Here is a 17,832-nt window from a genome sequence, read left to right on the forward strand (position 1 = left end):
CCACCTACAAAGTATTGGCATAAACTTGACATTAACAGTGTGGCCTACGTTTCTGATGGGATGCATCGTCAGTGCTTCTTGGGAAACACTTAAGGTCTGGGACGCAGAGAGCGGCGAGACCATAGCTACCCTCGAAGGACACCGTAACATCGTGACCAGTGCCGCATTCAGTCCAGATGGAACACATATCGTCAGCGCGTCTGATGACGGTGAATAAAAATGTGGCACAAAGGGAAGCGACATGGAAACTTGAGCTTGCCTTCCAAGAAGATACAACTGAGCTGCACAGTGTAGCATACGCGCCCGACGGGTTGTGCGTAATCAGCTCCTCCGGATCGATTGGAGGAATAAACAACGCTGTACAGGTATGGAATGCCAAGAGCGGTGAGCTCTTGGTCACACTTAAAGGACATTATAGGGTTGTGAACAGCGCGGCATATAGTCCAGATGGGAGTTCAATTGTTACCGCCTCCCGCGACAGGACTGTGCGGGTGTTCGATGCTGAGAGCGGGCATCAACGCCCAATTCTCGAATTGCCTGATTATGTTAATAGCGCGAGCTACAGTCCGGACGGGCATTGATCGTGAGCGCGTGCGATGACAACACGGTGTGGGTGTGGAATGCGGCGGAATAGGGAAGTGCGCTCTGTCCTCAAAGGGCATACTTCGCGTGTGACTAGTGCAGCCTACAGCCCAAATGGACGTTGGATCCTAAGCGCTTCCGATGACAAAAGCCTAAAGGTCTGGGATATTGAACACGGTGTCTGTTATGCCACTTTCTACGCTGACGTAACCTCCGTTGCTGCGTCTGGTCACCGAATAGCAAGCGAATTGTCGCAGGAGGTAATTTAGGTTATATATATTGGTTTACGTTGGTTGGAATAAGAAGAGATCGTCATCTCAGTCAAATTCTCTTGCGAAGAGCAACCCAGTTCTGGGTATCCCCGGCGTGCGTTATAGTGATCAGATGCACGTCGGAATGGAGGCGTATTTCAACGCGATTGCGATGTTTATTCGATGAAATAGCGCGCCGCGCTCGTGAACCCCAAAGCAGCTTAAGAAAAGCGGTGCTGCCACTCACGTGACAGCACCGCTGTGGACTGATCCGCCTCAGAACGGGATTTGTTCCCCGATCTCACTATGCTCAGCGTCGCCGTTCTGGACGCGATCCAGCAGGACGAGACGGTTAGCATCGATGTCAAGGCTCGGCTGCGGCGTGCCGCCCTGATCAACCCACGCGCCCGGGCGCAGCCATTCGGCTGTCACCTGCACCAGCGAACCCTTGCGCACGTACTGCGCTGCCACGTCGGACAGCTTGTTCCAGCAGTTGACGCGCACCCACAGGGTCTGCTTCTCGCCCGCGCGATTCTGCGGCCGACCGCCACCGAGAACGATGCGACGCTCTGTTCCCAACCCGCCGCACCTGCGGATCGCCGCCGACGAAACCGGCAATCTGAACACCGAGACCGCACCCATGACTTACCTCCGCGCTTGAGCGCTTACACTCTATCGACCCGGTGCCGATTGCTGAGCGACCAGCAGCCGGCGCGATAAAGTGCCGGGTCACCTGTAAGGCGCTCGGCGTTTTCGGTGAGCGAAGCGGCACAAGCCTGGAGAAAACGCCGTCAGCGACCGAGCAGCACGACTACGAGGTTGAACCCGGCACTGCGCCTGCTAGGCTGTAGGCGACTAATCGGCACGTTTTGGGGTCGGAGAGGTGAAGCACAAGGCACAAATGGATCATGGTATCAGACGCAGCAGACGATCAGAGAAATCAGCGAACCGATGTAAGCAGGGGAAAGAAGAAACGTTTTGAGCGCCCCGCCCACCACGCGGCAGCATGAAACTGGCAGCCTAGAAATACACAGAGCTACTTTGCCAGGGAGCAGAAAGCGAATGCGTGTAGCCGGAGGATATGGCTATAATCGTGTTCATAGAGACAAGCAAACGCTTTATGACAATTCCGTCTTTAGTGAGAACAAACATGGACATTCAGCCCCACGTCTTCATCTCCTATTCGCGTAAGGACGGCGCGGATTTCGCCGCCAAGCTCCGAAGCAAGCTGGAAGTAGCGGGCGTCCCCGTCGATCAGGATCACGTGCTGCTGGAAGGCGGCAGCGATTGGTGGCTGCAGCTCGAGGCGGCGATCAAGCGGGCGCGCTTCCTCGTGCTGCTCATGACCCCCGCCGCCATGCGCTCCGAGTTCGTCAAGAAAGAATGGCGGCTGGCGCGGCAGGAAGGGGTTTGCGTTTATCCGGTCAAGGCAGGGTCAAAGACGGACTTCGACAGCTTGATCGGGACACTGCCCCGCTGGATGCGCGACATGCACTTCTACGACCTCGGCTACGACCCGGATGCGCTTCGAACGCGGCGATGAATGGACAACACTACTTGCCCATCTACGCAGGGATTGCGCAGTGCCGCGCGTACCTTTCATGGTTGAAGACTTGCCTGGCGATTTTGTGGCGCGCCCGGAGGAACTCGACGCGCTTATCGCGCACTTACTCGACGGAAAGCGCGAAAACCCGGTGGCGCTCACGGCGGCTCTCAAGGGGGCGGGGGGCTACGGCAAGACAACGCTCGCCCGCGCCCTCTGCCATCACGAGCATATTCAGCAGGCGTTTGACGACGGCATACTCTGGGTAACGTTGGGCGAGAATCCCGGTGACCTGACCGGGCGCGTGCTCGATCTGGTGGTCGCGCTCACCGGGGCACGTCCGGCGGTCAGTGGCCTAGATGCGGCGAAAACTGAACTCTCTAAGGCGCTGGCGGATCGGGACATCCTGCTGGTGATCGACGATGCCTGGGATCCGGCACACGTCAAGCCGTTCCTCACGCGGCGAGCGCTGTGCCCGCCTGATCACCACGCGTGATGCCGGGACGCTCCCGCCTGATGCAGCGTGTCGATGTGGATGCGATGCGTGAAGGTGAAGCGAACGCCCTGCTGCGCGCCGGACTCCTGACGGCGAAGCGGAACGCATGGCGCGGTTGGCGGATCGGTTGGGCGGATGGGCGCTGCTGCTCACGCTAGTTAACGGCGCGCTGCGCAATCGCGTTGAAGTGAAGAAGCAACGCCTTGCTGCTGCGCTCGATTACGTCGAGGAAGTGTTGGACGAACTCGGTTTGACGGCGTTTGATGCCAACAAATCAGCAGACCGACACTGCGCAGTCGCCAGCACGCTCGGTGTGAGCCTGCGCTTGCTGGATGAACGCGAGCTCCAGCGCTTCGCCGAACTGGCAATCTTTCCTGAAGACGACGATATTCCCCTACCTGCACTGGAAAAGCTGTGGCGCATGAAGGCAGTAGCGACCGAGCGGCTGGTTGAGCGACTGCTCGATCTATCACTCCTGCTGCGCTTCGACGCGACGCGTCGCACTATTCGCCTGCACGACGTCGTGCGCGGTTTCTTACGCCTATCGGAGCAATCGCCGCTAGAATATGGCGAAAAATCGCTGCCCGCCATTCACGGTCGCTTCCTCGACACCTATGGTGTGACGCGCTGGGCAGACTTGCCTGCCGAGGAACCGTACCTATGGGATGAACTCGTCTACCACTTAATTGAGGCCGAGCGGCGGGACGAACTGGCGCGCACGATGACGGATCTGCGCTACGTGGCGCGTAAAACACACCTGCGCGATCCCTATGCCGCTGAAAACGACCTCATAAAGGCGGTTGAGGCACTTCCGGACGAGGAAGCACTACGGACGCTAAGCGGCAGTACGGGGCTACGGAACATCTTCAAATCGCTGCGCCAGTGAAAACGACCTCATGACAACGCTGTACGCCCGCTTGCAACACCTAATCGCGCTGCGTGATTCATGTGATGTAGTGCTGGCGGAACTACCGCGCACGTTCATCGCACCTTGGCAGGGGCTTCCCGACCTACCACATCCCGCCCTCATTCGCACACTGACCGGACACACAGACGCAGTAAACGCGTGCGCAGGTGATGATCGCATCATTGTCTCCGCATCGAGCGACAACACCCTCAAGGTCTGGAATACAGAGACGGGTATAGAGCGATTCACACTAGCAGGGCACACAGGCGCGGTGTTGGGTTGTGCAGTTTATGGCAAGATAATCATTTCCGCATCGAGCGACAATACCCTCGGCGTATGGAATGCTGAGACGGGTATGGAGCGATTCACGCTAGTAGGACACACGGGCGCAGTGTTGGGTTGCAGTTGATGGGGACATCGTCGTTTCTGCTTCGGATGATAGCACCTCAAGGTCTGGAATGCCGAGACGGGTATGGAGCGATGCACGCTAGTGGGACACACAGGCGCAGTGTTGGGATGCGCAGTCGGCGGTGGCATCGTCGTTTCCGCTTCGGATGATAGCACCCTCAAGGTCTGGAATGCCGAGACGGGTATGGAGCGATTCACACTAGTAGGACACACGGGCGCAGTGTTGGGATGCGCAGTTGGCGGTGGCATCGTCGTTTCCGCTTCGGATGATAATACCCTCAAAGTGTGGGATTTGGATACTGGGATGGAACGATTCACATTAGTAGGGCACTCAGGCGCAGTATTTGACTGTTCGCTTGCCAATAACATCATCGTTTCCGCTTCAGATGACAAGACCATGAAAGTGTGGGATCTATCGAATGGTGTTGAGCGGGCTACGCTAACAGGACATAAACGTGCCGTATATTCGTGCGCGGTTAGCGCAAACCTCCTCGTCTCCGCGTCCAATGACAAAACCTTGAAGGTGTGGGATTTGGATACACTATGGGAACCTCGTGGTGACCTGTTTACCGCTGCATATACGGATGGGGTAAACGGGGTCGACATCGGCACGAATATGATCGTCTGCGCGTTACATGACCGTACGCTACGGGTGTGGGATACAGTTACAGGCAACGAGCGGCTCAGATTGACCGGTCACACTGATTGGGTGCGCGCTTGTGCCGTGAACGCAGATGTGATTGTGTCCGCCTCAGACGATCAGACACTCAAAGTCTGGGACTTGAAGACTGGGCAAGAACGATATATGTTGATAGGGCACACAAACTCAGTACGCGCTTGTGCTGTGAACGCAGATGTCATCGTATCTGCCTCAGACGACCGTACACTCAAAGTCTGGGACTTGAAGACTGGGCAAGAACGATTCACGTTGACGGGACACACCAACTCGGTGCTTGTGCCGTGAACGCAGATGTCATCATATCTGCCTTCAGACGACCGTACACTCAAAGTCTGGGACTTGAAAACTGACAAGAACGATTCACGTTGACGGGACACACGAACACAGTACGCGCCTGCGCCGTGAACGCAGATGTCATCGTGTCTGCCTCACAAGACTTTACACTCAAGTTGTGGGACTTGAAGACTGGGCAAGAACGATTCACACTGGCGGGCCACACGAATACAGTGCGCGATTGTGCTCTCGGCACAGATATCGTCATCTCTGCGTCGAGGGACTGTACCCTCAAGGCGTGGAATGTGCATACAGGGAAAAACGTGGCCCCATTCTATGCTGATGGGGTTTTAATGACATGTGCCTTGCTACCAGATGGCGAACACATCGTCGCCGGAGGTATGGGCGGGCTTTACTGGTTGCGTTTTGCGACCCAGCCCGGCGCGAACACCACGGGAATGAGCAAAAGAAAATTGGCTGGTTTAGCGTCCCAGCCACGACGTCACACCTATTACGCAGCATACGCTTCCTTGAGTAGTCGAGCAGCATGCTTCATGTGGCGCTTGAAGCTGTGGAACTTGCGTCTATTGTGTTCTGCCGCCTCCTGATACGTCTCCCCCATCGATTGCGCTCGCAGCGCTTGCACGAGAAACGGTGTTTGGGCGTAGCGCTCCAGCAGCTTGTCGGCCGGAGCGACGTTCCCCTGCTGGTACTTCTCCCGCCATTCACGATACGGCGCCGTGAAGCCACCGCACTTCGACCCCTTCGCTGATAGCATCAATTCGCCAGCAAGATCGTTGCAGTGCCCTTCCCGAAACACCTGCGCGAACTCAAACTGCACTTCTGCCAGCAGGGGCAGCACGCAGCTTTTATACCAGCGGAAAGGCTCTGGCCCAACGATCTTCGCAGCATCAGCTCGGCTCACCTGCGTCGTGATGAAATACAGCGCCACCAAGTGCTTGAACGAGTCCGCATATTTCTCCGCCAGCTTGCACATGATCCGTTCGATGTCGACGCGCAGATCCACATCGGTTGCCCACGCCGCCCACCGCTCATCGCGATTCGCTTCCAGCCCGGTGATCGCCAGTTCGTCCACCGTGTCGTGCCAGTCGTCGGTGATCAGCTCGTCGAGGCGGTCGTAGGCCCTTCCCCGTAGCGCATACTCGAAATCTTGCAGCGCGCCAGAACAAAAACACGCCTGCCGGCGGGTTTTCTGAGCGAGAAAGTCGGGCTGCTGAGTGAGCGTCTCCCACAGCACCATGAAGCCGATCTGTAAGCAGTCGGGCAGTTCGTGCGGACGGACGCCGAAGTTCTTCATCACGTTCGAGGCGTAGTAGGCGAGGTTGTCGTAAATCTGCTCGAAGGTCTGCATCCCTGCCCATGTCGTCGCGTAGACCGGAGTCCGCGGATACGGTCTGATCTGGCTGCTGAAGTCAGAAGTCATGGTGAACACTCCCCTCACAAGCTGGAATCTGCCAGCGCAGGTGAGCGGCACGCTTGAGGCACGACCGCTCACCCCGCGCCGACGACGCAGCAGGGGGAACCGTCCAGCATCCACAAGGAAGGCGGGTGGTTCGGTGGTACTGCCTGTAAGGGAGTGCCAGCGTACCGCCCGCCGCTGCTGGACGGTATGCCTCGCGTCGTATCCCCGCGGGGCGGTCGAGGGACACAGGTTGTTAGGAGGAATGCGCGTATAGGCAGGATGGGGTTATAATCGTTTTCGTAGAGACAAACAAACGCTTTACCGTAAATCAAACCTCTCAAGTGTAGTGAGGGTGAACATGGACACTCAACCCCGCGTCTTCATCTCCTATGCCCGCGCGGACGGCGAAAGGTTCGCCGCTGACCTCCGCGCCCGTCTGGTCGCTGAACTCGGCGCGGAGGCGTCTGGCGTGACCGGGAACGCATGGAAGGCGGCGGCGGCTGGTGGAAACAGATTACCGATGCGCTGGAAGCGGTCAGCTTCATGGTGCTGGTCGCCACGCCGAGCGAGCACGGCAGCCCAAAACTATCCCGAATCTGCGCCTGCAACCGCCGAGCAATGACTTCCGCGTCATCACGCAGCATAGTCACGTCCAGGAAGGCTTCGTCGATGGAGATCTGCTCGACAAACGGTGTGAGGTCGTTGAGCACGCCCATGACTCGTCGCGATGCAGCACGGTAGGCGTCGAATTGCGGCGGGATGATGATGAGCTGCGGACATAACCGCACCGCCCGTGCCATCGGCATGGCGGAATGGATGCCCAACCGCCGCGCTGCATACGAACATGAGGAGACGACACCGCGGCTTCCGGTCGTCCGCCGACCGCGAACGCCCGGCCTTCAAGACTGGAGTTGTTCTTGTTCCGACAGCACAAAAAAAGGCATCGAGATCGAGGTGGAGGATTTTTCGAGGCTTAGGCGACTGGGACATAGACCGTTTTAATTCGCTCAGACGTGCGAATTATACCATGATTTCCCCTTACGGATTACTTTCACAAAATCTGATTTGCATAGACAATTTTGCGCTAGAATAGGTCTGTGGAAATAGAATTTACCCCTCTGGAGCAGAGCCGATGCCGCCCGACAAATGCCGCATAGAAGTGAAGGCTAGCGATGAGTACTAAACGACACGCCTTCATCAGCTACAGTCGGAAAGACACCGAGTTTGTCGAGCGTTTGGAAGCAGCGCTGAATGCGCGTGGCGTCACAACGTGGCGGGATGCGACCAGCATCCCCGGTGGCGACGACTGGTACGAGAACATCCAATCCGGTCTGGCGAACGCCTACGCGGTGATCTGTATCGTGACGCCGAATGCCGACGAGTCGAAGTGGGTGCGCCGTGAGCAATTACGCGCCGATGAGGATGGGATTCCGCCGCTGGCTGTCCAGCCCGCTAAACATCGCAATCCGCTGCATTTACAGGAAGTTCAGCCCATCCTGATGGACGTACCGAACTGGAATACCGGCGTGCTTGCGCTGATTGAAGCATTGACCTGTTGCCACACCAGCACCAGTGTCGTCGCCTCTGCGAGACCCATCGTGCCGAACGATGACGCGCTGGTGCAGGACTACCTGAAGTGGGTGTTGAGTGATGCTAAAGCAGATCTGCGCGATGCACTGTACGTAGAACTGGAAGCGACGCCGGAACGCTCACCAGAGGCGCTGACGAAATCAGCGCTGGCATTTGGCCTAGACGATGAGGATTTCAGTTTCTCTACGGTCGGCATTGAGCGTTTGCGCCAGGATGATTTCGCTAAGGTGGGTGACGATGTGCCGGATGCACGAGCGGCGATTCGTGATCTGCGGCGGGTAGTGCTGCTCGGCGAACCGGGCGCGGGCAAAACGACCACGCTGCTCAAGCTGACGGTCGATCAGGCGCGGGTAGCGCAAAGCGATCCGACCGCCAAACTGCCGGTCTACATTCCATTGCGCGAATTCGACGGGGCGTTCTCGTTCAGCGACTTCATCCGCGCCAAGTCGCATAATCTGCAAGCCGCGTTTGACCGACTACACTCGCGCTTCGTCCTGATATGCGATGCGCTCAACGAGATGCCGCGCGTGGCGAAAAACGATGGACGCGAGCTGATCGCCGAGGTGCGCGATACATTGCACGGTGAAAGCGACTGGGTTGTCTCGTGCCGGGTGCGCGACTACACCGACGACTTGAGCTCCATCAAGGGGATCGGCAAGATTCGCCTCAAGCCGCTTGACCTGCCGCGCATTTATAACTTCATCACACGCAAGTACGCGGGTTGGAATGAAGTCGAACGCGGCATGGCATTGTGGCGCGATCTCCGTGGGGACGAAGATCTGCTCAACGCCTGGGCGGAGTTCGTCAAGATCGATCACGCTGAGGATTTCTGGGGAAAGGAGTGGCTACCCAGAGAGAAATACCGGTCGAGCAGCGAAAATCGCGCATGGGAAACGATGCACGCGGATCACCGCCGTTTGCTGGCGTTGTGCCGAAGCCCGTTCATGGCGAACATGATCTGCGTCCTCTACCGACGCACTGCCCAATTACCTAATAACCGTGCCGCACTGTACGCCGATTTTGTCGCCAACCTGCTACAAGCTGAAGAGAAACGCTGCACCGATGTGGGATTGACGTGGATCGGCGGTGAGCCGATCCGGATCGGTTTAGGGCAGGTAGCATGGAGTATGGGGCGCAGATGAAATGGAACGCGCCACTGCGAAGCGATCCTGCTCCAGCACGTCCCAGCACACGATCCAGCATTGTGTTAGTGAGCCGCCGCCACCGGGCCCATTTATTGGGAAGGAACGTGCGCTTCACCCATCAACTGGCTCCAGCAGTATTTCGCGGCGGCAGCGTTAGTGAGTTTGATGGATTCGGATGTTAGGGTAGGGACAACGGGCGAGCACACTGCCCCGTCCCAACGTATCTTCTCAATTTGGAAGCCAGAGAGTTGGTGGGAGTCATCAGGCCGTGAGGAGACGGCGATCCTGCTGGCGGGTACCCGGAACGACGCGCCTTCTGTGGCGCGTTGGATCGCTCCAGCCTAACCGCACCTTGCATTAGAGTTACTTGAACAGCCGGATTTCACACTCGATCTCGCTAAGCTGGATGTAAACACCCGCTCGACGCTCGTTGCTGGGGCAGTAAGCAGGCAAAACGAGGTCAATCCTTTGGGACGGGCGGCGGCATATCGTGTATTGGGCAAACTGGATGCGGATCGGCGCCCCGGAATCGGATTACACCCTAATGGATTGCCGGACATTGACGGGTTGAGATTCCGACGACGGCGCGTGGATGTACCAAAACGAGCAGCGGCCCAGTTTCGGCGCGTTCCATATGAGCCGCTACCCAATTACCTATGCGCAGTTCCACGCGTTCGTCGATAGTGACGACGGCTTCGATCTTGATGACTGGTGGGCGGAAATGCAAGAACAAGATGAGGTCTATGGCACCACCTACCGTGCGCGTGAACTGACCGAACAGTCGTTTCGATACGCCAATCATCCACGTGAGAACGTATCGTGGTATCAGGCGGTGGCCTATTGCCGCTGGCTGAGCTTCAAGCTCGGTTGTGCCATCACGCTACCGACCGAACAGCAGTGGGAGAAGGCGGCGCGAGGCACCAACGGCCGGATCTACCCTTATGGAAACGAGTTCGACATAGCGAAAGGAAATACACGTGAAACGGGGATCGGTCAGACGAGCGCAGTAGGGTTGTTTGCCGATGGGGCGAGTCCTTATGGTGTGCTGGATCTAAGCGGGAACGTATGGGAGTGGTGCCTAAATCAATTCGACGATCCCACACAAACAGCGGTGGATGCTAGCGGCGAAACTCGTGTCGTGCGAGGTGGTTCGTGGTTCAGCAATCGAGACCTCGCGCGCGCTGTCTTCCGCGATGGGGATGATCCCCTCAACAGATATAAACTCTTCGGTTTTCGGGTGGTGCGTGGTTCGTCTCCTTTTTAGGTTTTTGCCCGGCAAACGATTGCAAGAGTTCATCACAGCCTGTTGAAAAAGTCGAAGGCTCTGCCAAGAAACGGGGGCAAAAAGCCCTGAAATATGGTTGCGGGCTGTCACCCTCAGGGCGAGAACAGCTGCGGGAGACGGCTGAGGAGGGCGAATGCAAGGATAACTCTCAGCAGGCGCTTAATGTTTTGACCTGCAGCGATGAATAATGCTTGGATATTCACCTTGTCGAGGCGTCTAAGACGAAACTGCGTGAGTTGGGCCATTGTTTGGCTTCAGCGAACATCGGCTCAATCCAGACTGAACATTTCCGCATTGCCTTGTGGTAGGCGGGCGTCGTGTGGTAAGCGTGCACACGGTCCAGGTAGTCTTGGAAAATGGAGCGCCTGACCACGCCTCTCTAGCGCGAGGTGGTGCATTCGGGTTTGACTGGACAGACATTACAAATCTTGGGGGAAGTGCGGTACATAAACGCTTGCGCGTGCTGGTCGAAGCTGGACAGAGGCAGGAAATGCTCTTGAGGACAGAGGTAGCCGTTATTTTGGGCGTCGTAGTGGAATCGCTCGTGGCTGTAGAGCTTGGTTCGCACAGTTTGGTCTGCGAGCGCCAGATAAGCTCGCAGACCATCCTGCATACCCCAACAAGGTTGGCGGTGGTCCCGTATTTGGTATCACCGACCGCGATGCGCGGTTGGAGATGCCAACGACAACACACCCAGCGTGCTAGGTCGGGCATGGGCGTGTTGTCCATAATAGAGGCAGGGGTAACTAGGGTTGCCAAATGACACGCGCCTTGCCTCCTCCGCGACATAATGAACGTTGTAGCCTAAGCGGCTCTGGCCGTGTTGACCATACAACATCGTCGCATCAGGATCTGTTGAAGCCACCCAACTGTCACCGTGACGTTCTGCTGTCGCGTGGGTACGCCGGCAAAACAACCGTTGTCCGTTGTAAAGTAGACCATAGTCCTCGGTGAGTTATCTGGGGTTCTCCCTCCGACTGGTCGCCAAATAGGGCTTGCAGGCAGATGCTGCTGGGTTGCGGCGAAAAACCGCGGCACCTGCTTGTCGACATCAGCGTTGGCACGCACTCGTGTGCCGTCGAAGTAAAGCTCTTTGCCCCAGGCCAATCCTGCTGCACAGCAGCGTTCGACGATGGCTTCAAAGAACCGCTGAAAAACCTCGAGACCCAATCGGTCTCGGATCCTGCTCAATGAACTGTGGTCGGGCACCGCCTCGTCAAGGTCATAGCCCAGATACCAGCGATGTGCTAGGTTGACTGTCACCTGCTCCATGAGCTGCCGCTCGGAGCGAAACCCTTCGAAAAACATGATGAGTTGAAGCTTGAAGTAGACGACCGAATCGATAGACGGACGTCCCAGCCGCGGCGCATATGCGCTTCGGACCAACTCCCTTACAAAACTCAAATCCAGTTTGGCTTCAACTTGGCGATAAAAATGATGGCTGGGAACCAAATCCTCCAAGCAAAGCGCTGCATGCACTTTGCTGACCCGCTCTTTTCGTCCCAACATTGCACACTCTTGCCTGTTTTTCTCTCACTTCATCTCAGGGTCACAACTTTACCCGACTTTTTCAACAGGCTGTGATGACGATGTACAGTAGATTCATGGTGGGATGCCTTTCTGGGTAGGGGTACCCTAGAGGATAACACCTCTAGTGAAACGCATCCCGCCTTATCCCTAACTCACGTTTCTTATGGAAAAGTTGGAGCACCGATTGGGTTATCCCAGGGTTCGACTGAAGGACCCAAATTAGCCTCAGGCTAGAGGGCCAAAATACCGATGATTGCGCCGGAAAATGCCTTTTCTTTTATTTAGTAGAGCGATTGATGTGGTTGTGAGTTCAAGTAATTTTCAGCCTGTGAAACAGCCATCTCTAGTTCATGCAGCCCACCTAAGAAACGATCTCCATCTTGTTCACACGGTTCCCATAGATTGGTAGTGAAGGAACGTTTGCCATCACCATGCCATTCATTAGATAAATCAAGAAAGATAAGTTGCATGGAACGCCACATTTCACTTAGCCGCTCGATCTCCTGATAGAAATTATTCACTCCATCCATCCCTGTATCAGCCAATCTGGTTTAGTGAGGACAGTTTGCAAGCCGCGCAGTCGATACAGGGTGTCAGATATCCGAAGCAGATAGCCGGCGATTTGAGGAAGCCCTTGGTCAACTAAGCGCCTCCCATTCAGCTCGATCGATTGATATTTGAACTGCCTCTTGAAAGCTTCGAAGCATTTCGCGTGCACTTTCTAATCGATGTTCCGCTTCACGAACTTGCGATTCTTCATAACTACAATCGAGATCATCGCGCCCACGGCAAGCTGACAAACTATCACGAGCACTATCCAAGATTGTTTCGCAGTCGTTGACGTGTGCTTGCAATCTTACTTCCATCGTTTCTATGGTTCTAAGTACTTCCAAGAGAGCAACTTGAGTTTGCTCATTAACCTGAGAAACTTTATCACCCAATGTCTTGATTGAGTCTAGATTGATTCGCACAAGCGACATCACTATAAGACACCCCTTTACGACTTCTATTTCTATTGAAGGTTGTTCAGGCGGCTTTTGCGCTGCTCAATCAAGGTCAGCTGGTTATTCAGAAATCTGATAAAACTTTCAGTTTGCCGCTCACTTTCTGCAAAAGTTGCCAGAATACGCATATAGACAGGTTCGAACTTTTGTCTCTGTTGATCATTCCAAGCGAGAGACAGATCGCTCCAACTGCTTCGTACCTGATTCCAGTCTCGTCGCAAGTCCTCAAGGTATTTCTGGAGCGACACTACGATGTCCTTGATCGCTTCTGCATCAACTTTTACAAGATCAAACATGATCATCTCTCCCTTACAGACGACTATCTTCTATATCACGAATGATTGCATCGTAGTCAAGTAACCACTTATAGGCATCATTGATTGAGCCAATAGCAGCATCAACATCTGTCTTCATTTCTGTGTATTCGCGATGGAATTGCTCCCAAGCCATGCCTTTCCAAGACTCTGCTGCGTTTCCCACCGCAGTCTCGACCAATGCCCAATCATCAATTACTACCCGCTGAAACCCTGCCAGCGTATCAATAAATCGAGAAAGTTGATTACGATCAATTTCAATGTCACTCATGAGTTTCCTCTTTTCCTTGATGAATGAGTCCCGAAGATGTAGGTTCAAGCTTTTTCTGGAGCACGTGACTTCAACGACTTACCAATCTGTCGAATGAGATCGACGGGAGGCAGGGAGTACGGCTTAAATTTCTCTAAACCTTGCGGTGAAGACTCATCACGAGTATAACCGCGAAGTCTCGGTAATTTACTCGCCGATGCATCGCCAAAAAGCATTTGTGAGTCGTTAGCCGGAATGGTTAATGCAATTCGCAAGTCGAAGTGAGTTAACCACGCACGACTTTGCATCGTGCGTTCAAAGACCTGCATACTATCTACCCACACCACTGTATGAATCCCCAGTTCCGGTCCTTGAGCGACAATCGAATTCAAAACTTTGGCTTTGTCCGATGCTTCCTCACGTACTGTTCCCATGACCAGGCGAAGCTGCTGCAACTTATGCAATCCTCCAAGGATAAAAATCAGTGTTGGGAATACACTTTCATCTTCACCCTCATCGCGGCGACGTTTGCGCTCAACCAAAACTTCGTTTACTCGGTCAAGAACCTCAATTGCCCGTACAACTTCGATACCCCCTTCTTTTGATGCTGCGCCACGTTCACCAATTGTAAAACGATAGGGAAGATAACGGGCAAAATCCTCGGCAACATCCGACCAGCTTTCATCAGGTTGGCTGAGATCAATAAAAGCAAATTCTGCCTGTTCAGGGAGTACATTGCAACTGAACTCATGATCAGTCCCCCCGAGCATACCGAACACGCTTGATTCATCAGAACCAACAATCAGAGCATTAGATCGAGCACGCCGTCGCAATGTAATTGAGGCATGCGAACCAATTCTGATCGCTTCTCCAATCCATGCTGCGAGAGGTTTTTCTTTATCAACCCAATCAGGATCGCTAAAGAAATCACGCCAGCGGACTGCCGAACCTCGATGGCTGATTGCATCGCTCCAACTCTGGCGTTGCAGAAGTATAGTCAACTTATTGTTTTCACGAACACTCGACGGCTCGTTGCCACGAAAGACAACCAAATTTGTAGTTCGCCGCCACTGCTTGGCTCGTGCAATCGCCTGTAAGTCATCCAATACTTGTTCGCGGGCAGTACTGGTCATATTTGCTACCTGACCAAGGATGTTCGCGTCTTTACGGCCCGCCTGTGCGTTGACGATGATTTCGCCGGGGCGGTCAAGCATGTCAACAGCATCAGCGTTTCCGTCTGCGAGTGCAACAGCAGCCGAGTTTTTGTCAAGCTGAAGTACGAGTCGTAGATCGACACGCGAATAGATGTCACGACTCATATTTGCCACATTCGGTGATTGTGATGACAACAACATGTGCAACCCGAAGGACCGTCCACGCCGTGCAATATCATCTAGCAAACGGTTCGCTTCTGCGGCAATCGTGTCATTTTCTACGAACAAAACTTGAAATTCATCAATTACCAAAAGGATACGAGGAAGTATCTCATTTGGACGAACGCGCCGGTAATCCGCAAGTTCACTTACACCCGCTTCTTTGAACAGCTGTCCGCGAGAGACAATCTCAGCTTGTAGTTTTCGTAGTACACTTAGCCCAAATTCGCGTTCACTTTCAATTGCAACGACTTGAGCATGGGGAAGAGGGCGAGGCACTGTTGTTTCATCAGTTTCACGTGAGGCTGCATTGCTGGTGTCACCTTCTGATACGCCTACCTTCTTGTCAGTATACATCCGGAACTCCACACCCTCCTTGTAATCCAGTAAATACATGTGGAGTTCACTTGGCGGGTAGTGAAGTGCTAGATTACAGATGATCGCGTGCAAGGTGAAGCTTTTGCCCGAACCGGGTTTACCAGTCAAGAGTGCCTGATTAACGGTAACTTTCTGTCCGCTTGAGTCTTCCCAATCGCCTAAACGGAAGTCAAGACGATCTAGAGCTCCGCTCAATCCAAATGGAACGTGAATGTTTCGCGCTGCATTACGTGTCCAAACTTCATCTGAGGACGGTGCAAGTTCACTAAACGGAACACCACTTGCCGTAACGGAACGCGATGACTCAATCAGATTAGCTGCAAAACGATTGATCCATTCTGTTGAAGGCGTACGATCTGGAACTACTTGAAGCGGAGTAAGCCTATACTTACTCTGTAGGGACTTCGGGAATGTTACCAGAAATGCACCGTTCTGTTCTTGTAGCACCGTAGAATTGGGGAATAACATCGTCTCAAAATTGAGATCTCGAGGTTTTTCAAGGGTTGGATCGGCATGAATCACGACATAGATACCAGCGCGTGGGCCATTCGCGATCAGCTTTTTGATGTCCTCAATTGCACTGCGATCGAACCCGTACGGAAAATCGGCGACGAAGAGAAACCGGTACGCTTCTTTGATGTAATTCGAAGCTTCGTTAAATTCCTCGATGTGTTTGAAGTCCGCTGCGAGATAGTTGTGAACCACCAGCTCCAGATGATTTACAAGCGCTCGGAGCTGCTCTTTGATATCTTCTTCACGAGTGTAGGACTTCGGGCCGGTAATGAAATCGGGTAAACGCTTGAATGGGAAGGTATTGCCCGTCCCGATGGGATCGATAAAAGTGAAACGAGCCTTTCTCGCAGGAAACCCTGCAAGAATGCGTAATGCTTCACTTTGCAATGCGGATAAAGCAGTTTCACGAGCTGCTTTTCCAGCGACAATAATCAGATGTCCATCGTTTAACGTCTCTTCACTGGTTTTTGTTAAGAGAGGCGCTATCGCGGGAAGTACCTGAACCTCTGACAATGTGGGAATATGAAATGTCCCAATACGAATTACTGGAGCCCCGAGCCCAGCAGTACGGGGTCTATAGTTCTGATCGGTTTCAAGTCGTGACCAAGGCTCAGCTAATTGTCGTTCGGGCGCATTCATTTCGTCAGGCCCATTATACCGGTGCAGCACATCCTCAACCGTATTTGCAGAGGCTTTGCGTACAGCTTCAAACTGCCTAGCATGCTCATCCGCTTTTGCGGACTGCTGCTCTCGACTTACCCGAGTATCAGCGATCAATCGATAAACCTTATCGCGCATATGATGAACGTTTCTTACAATGCGTCCGCGTTCGCCAGAGCGACTGAGTAACTGCCCAATACAAATAAGCAAAAATAATCCCATTGCGCCGGGTATTATCGTTCCTAGAAGTCCGTCAAACCTGGCGATGCCGAAGAAAGAAGAACCGCCAACTATAAGAATGAGCCCCACAATCCAAAAGAGAGTCCAGAATCGAGCGCGCCGGATGGTTGGGAGTACTTTTGCCAGTTGATCTCTCAAAGAATAGTACTGTTGGAGTTCACGTTCAATTTCTTGAATGGTTGAGTCCAGAAACCTTTGCATGCGCAGGACATCAAGATTTTGTTTGGTCTCATACGCTTGACGCGTTTCCCATTCATTTAGCTGTACTTGCTGAACTTGCCTCAAGTCAGCACTTGACGGGGCGTTTCCAATACCTTCGGAAAAAGCCCCATCAATTGTAAGGCGCTGATCGTTTCCGTAATTATTACATTGCGCCATTACACTATCGCAAACGGCCAAGACGGCGCGTTGTTCATCGTACCTACGTCTGGCTTCTACAATAGAGTTTATCGCCTGGATGTAGGTGCCGTAGTCATCTTCTATCACAGAATCAATGTAAGTCGGAGCTCCGACTTGCTTTTGTTTATTTCGGCGAAACATCAATCTCCTCCTAGGAAGTGAGATGTAAGCAATTTAGTGGATTAAGCGAGTTTAGTGGCTGATGCGATTAATACTGTAATTGCCTATATATTCATGTACTTTTAGATGTAAAGTTTGCCAGACGCCCATCTTTTGGCTATCTCGTTCAAAGACAGCCATCTAATAGGTGGGGCATCACTACAAGATATACCGAGCATCATTGCACAGTTCTATCAACCAATGACTTGTGCTTATTGGAGGATGAGAAACGGAATACAAACATGCTCATTCTCCGAACGTGCAGCACCCATATTGTACCGAGTAATAGGCTCAGAGTACCATAAACGTTTTCTTACTTCGAAGGAACATGTGCTAACTTAACACGCTGCATTTAGTAAAGGAAAAGCAGTAAACCGCTGCGGACAGTGTGTAAGTCAGCGGTACAGCGGTTTCGTCTCAGGGAGGAACT

The 17,832-nt window shown here is 53.7% G+C and carries 20 protein-coding genes and 1 pseudogene; 12 read left to right on the forward strand and 9 right to left on the reverse strand.

Translation table 11 applies throughout. The features are described from left to right. Nucleotides 1–55 precede the first annotated feature (55 nt). From IPK17_RS40485 to IPK17_RS40495, 3 genes are read left to right on the forward strand one after another with little or no spacing between them, the layout of a single operon-like run. Nucleotides 56–217, forward strand: coding sequence for a WD40 repeat domain-containing protein (locus IPK17_RS40485; protein ID WP_350341620.1), 162 nt, complete (start codon nucleotides 56–58; stop codon nucleotides 215–217). Beyond that, nucleotides 204–581 carry a WD40 repeat domain-containing protein gene (locus IPK17_RS40490; protein ID WP_350341621.1) on the forward strand — a complete coding sequence of 126 codons (378 nt, stop codon included), beginning with the start codon at nucleotides 204–206 and terminating at the stop codon, nucleotides 579–581. Before IPK17_RS40485 ends, IPK17_RS40490 begins: the two co-directional genes overlap by 14 nt. Before the next feature lie 39 nt (nucleotides 582–620). Then, nucleotides 621–851 (forward strand): WD40 repeat domain-containing protein, encoded by a 231-nt coding sequence (locus tag IPK17_RS40495; protein WP_350341622.1) that lies wholly within the window; start codon nucleotides 621–623, stop codon nucleotides 849–851. A 258-nt stretch (nucleotides 852–1,109) separates the two neighbouring features. Here the strand turns inward: IPK17_RS40495 and IPK17_RS11475 are convergent, their stop codons facing one another. Further along, nucleotides 1,110–1,460: a single-stranded DNA-binding protein gene (locus IPK17_RS11475; protein ID WP_343417825.1), complete on the reverse strand. Its 351-nt coding sequence runs from the start codon at nucleotides 1,458–1,460 to the stop codon at nucleotides 1,110–1,112. 523 nt (nucleotides 1,461–1,983) lie between these two features. Here IPK17_RS11475 and IPK17_RS11480 point away from each other — a divergent pair. The 7 genes from IPK17_RS11480 to IPK17_RS40510 all read left to right on the forward strand — a co-directional run bounded on the left by IPK17_RS11480 (nucleotide 1,984) and on the right by IPK17_RS40510 (nucleotide 5,747). After that, nucleotides 1,984–2,376 (forward strand): toll/interleukin-1 receptor domain-containing protein, encoded by a 393-nt coding sequence (locus IPK17_RS11480; protein WP_343417826.1) that lies wholly within the window; start codon nucleotides 1,984–1,986, stop codon nucleotides 2,374–2,376. A gap of 40 nt (nucleotides 2,377–2,416) precedes the next feature. Further along, nucleotides 2,417–2,872 carry an NB-ARC domain-containing protein gene (locus IPK17_RS11485; protein WP_343417827.1) on the forward strand — a complete coding sequence of 152 codons (456 nt, stop codon included), beginning with the start codon at nucleotides 2,417–2,419 and terminating at the stop codon, nucleotides 2,870–2,872. Next, entirely contained in the window at nucleotides 2,872–3,030 is a 159-nt protein-coding gene (locus tag IPK17_RS11490; protein ID WP_343417828.1) for a hypothetical protein, read from the forward strand. Before IPK17_RS11485 ends, IPK17_RS11490 begins: the two co-directional genes overlap by 1 nt. Next, nucleotides 2,979–3,758, forward strand: a complete 780-nt coding sequence (locus IPK17_RS11495; RefSeq protein ID WP_343417829.1) for a hypothetical protein — start codon at nucleotides 2,979–2,981, stop codon at nucleotides 3,756–3,758. Before IPK17_RS11490 ends, IPK17_RS11495 begins: the two co-directional genes overlap by 52 nt. 10 nt (nucleotides 3,759–3,768) lie before the next feature. Further along, nucleotides 3,769–4,188, forward strand: a complete 420-nt coding sequence (locus tag IPK17_RS40500) for a WD40 repeat domain-containing protein (protein WP_350341623.1) — start codon at nucleotides 3,769–3,771, stop codon at nucleotides 4,186–4,188. A 63-nt stretch (nucleotides 4,189–4,251) separates the two neighbouring features. After that, a complete protein-coding gene (locus IPK17_RS40505) occupies nucleotides 4,252–5,151 on the forward strand; it encodes a WD40 repeat domain-containing protein (protein ID WP_350341624.1) in 900 nt (299 codons plus the stop codon). Between the two features lie 80 nt (nucleotides 5,152–5,231). Continuing rightward, nucleotides 5,232–5,747, forward strand: coding sequence for a WD40 repeat domain-containing protein (locus IPK17_RS40510; RefSeq protein WP_350341625.1), 516 nt, complete (start codon nucleotides 5,232–5,234; stop codon nucleotides 5,745–5,747). Here IPK17_RS40510 and IPK17_RS11500 read toward each other — a convergent pair. Both IPK17_RS11500 and IPK17_RS11505 read right to left on the reverse strand, forming a co-directional pair. Further along, nucleotides 5,651–6,583, reverse strand: coding sequence for a hypothetical protein (locus IPK17_RS11500; RefSeq protein ID WP_343417830.1), 933 nt, complete (start codon nucleotides 6,581–6,583; stop codon nucleotides 5,651–5,653). The genes IPK17_RS40510 and IPK17_RS11500 overlap by 97 nt on opposite strands. A 359-nt stretch (nucleotides 6,584–6,942) precedes the next feature. Next, nucleotides 6,943–7,416 (reverse strand): annotated as a pseudogene (locus IPK17_RS11505) (Y-family DNA polymerase); the annotation flags it as partial. A 318-nt stretch (nucleotides 7,417–7,734) separates the two neighbouring features. Between IPK17_RS11505 and IPK17_RS11510 the strand changes: the two are divergent. Then, on the forward strand, nucleotides 7,735–9,294 hold the full coding sequence (locus IPK17_RS11510) for a TIR domain-containing protein (protein ID WP_343417831.1): 1,560 nt from the start codon (nucleotides 7,735–7,737) through the stop codon (nucleotides 9,292–9,294). 595 nt (nucleotides 9,295–9,889) lie between these two features. Beyond that, on the forward strand, nucleotides 9,890–10,561 hold the full coding sequence (locus tag IPK17_RS11515; RefSeq protein ID WP_343417832.1) for a formylglycine-generating enzyme family protein: 672 nt from the start codon (nucleotides 9,890–9,892) through the stop codon (nucleotides 10,559–10,561). 825 nt (nucleotides 10,562–11,386) lie between these two features. Here IPK17_RS11515 and IPK17_RS11520 read toward each other — a convergent pair. The 6 genes from IPK17_RS11520 to IPK17_RS11545 form a co-directional block, all read right to left on the reverse strand. Further along, nucleotides 11,387–12,091 (reverse strand): transposase, encoded by a 705-nt coding sequence (locus IPK17_RS11520; protein WP_343417833.1) that lies wholly within the window; start codon nucleotides 12,089–12,091, stop codon nucleotides 11,387–11,389. 302 nt (nucleotides 12,092–12,393) lie between these two features. Next, nucleotides 12,394–12,633, reverse strand: coding sequence for a hypothetical protein (locus tag IPK17_RS11525; protein WP_343417834.1), 240 nt, complete (start codon nucleotides 12,631–12,633; stop codon nucleotides 12,394–12,396). Nucleotides 12,634–12,750: 117 nt separating this feature from the next. Next, on the reverse strand, nucleotides 12,751–13,095 hold the full coding sequence (locus IPK17_RS11530; protein ID WP_343417835.1) for a hypothetical protein: 345 nt from the start codon (nucleotides 13,093–13,095) through the stop codon (nucleotides 12,751–12,753). A 29-nt stretch (nucleotides 13,096–13,124) separates the two neighbouring features. After that, entirely contained in the window at nucleotides 13,125–13,412 is a 288-nt protein-coding gene (locus IPK17_RS11535) for a hypothetical protein (RefSeq protein WP_343417836.1), read from the reverse strand. Between the two features lie 13 nt (nucleotides 13,413–13,425). Further along, the gene (locus IPK17_RS11540; RefSeq protein WP_343417837.1) at nucleotides 13,426–13,701 is read right to left on the reverse strand and encodes a hypothetical protein; all 276 of its coding nucleotides are present in this window, start codon (nucleotides 13,699–13,701) and stop codon (nucleotides 13,426–13,428) included. A 44-nt stretch (nucleotides 13,702–13,745) separates the two neighbouring features. Next, nucleotides 13,746–17,384, reverse strand: coding sequence for an FtsK/SpoIIIE domain-containing protein (locus tag IPK17_RS11545; protein WP_343417838.1), 3,639 nt, complete (start codon nucleotides 17,382–17,384; stop codon nucleotides 13,746–13,748). Nucleotides 17,385–17,832 lie beyond the last annotated feature (448 nt).

This window comes from Candidatus Flexifilum breve (genome assembly GCF_016713355.1).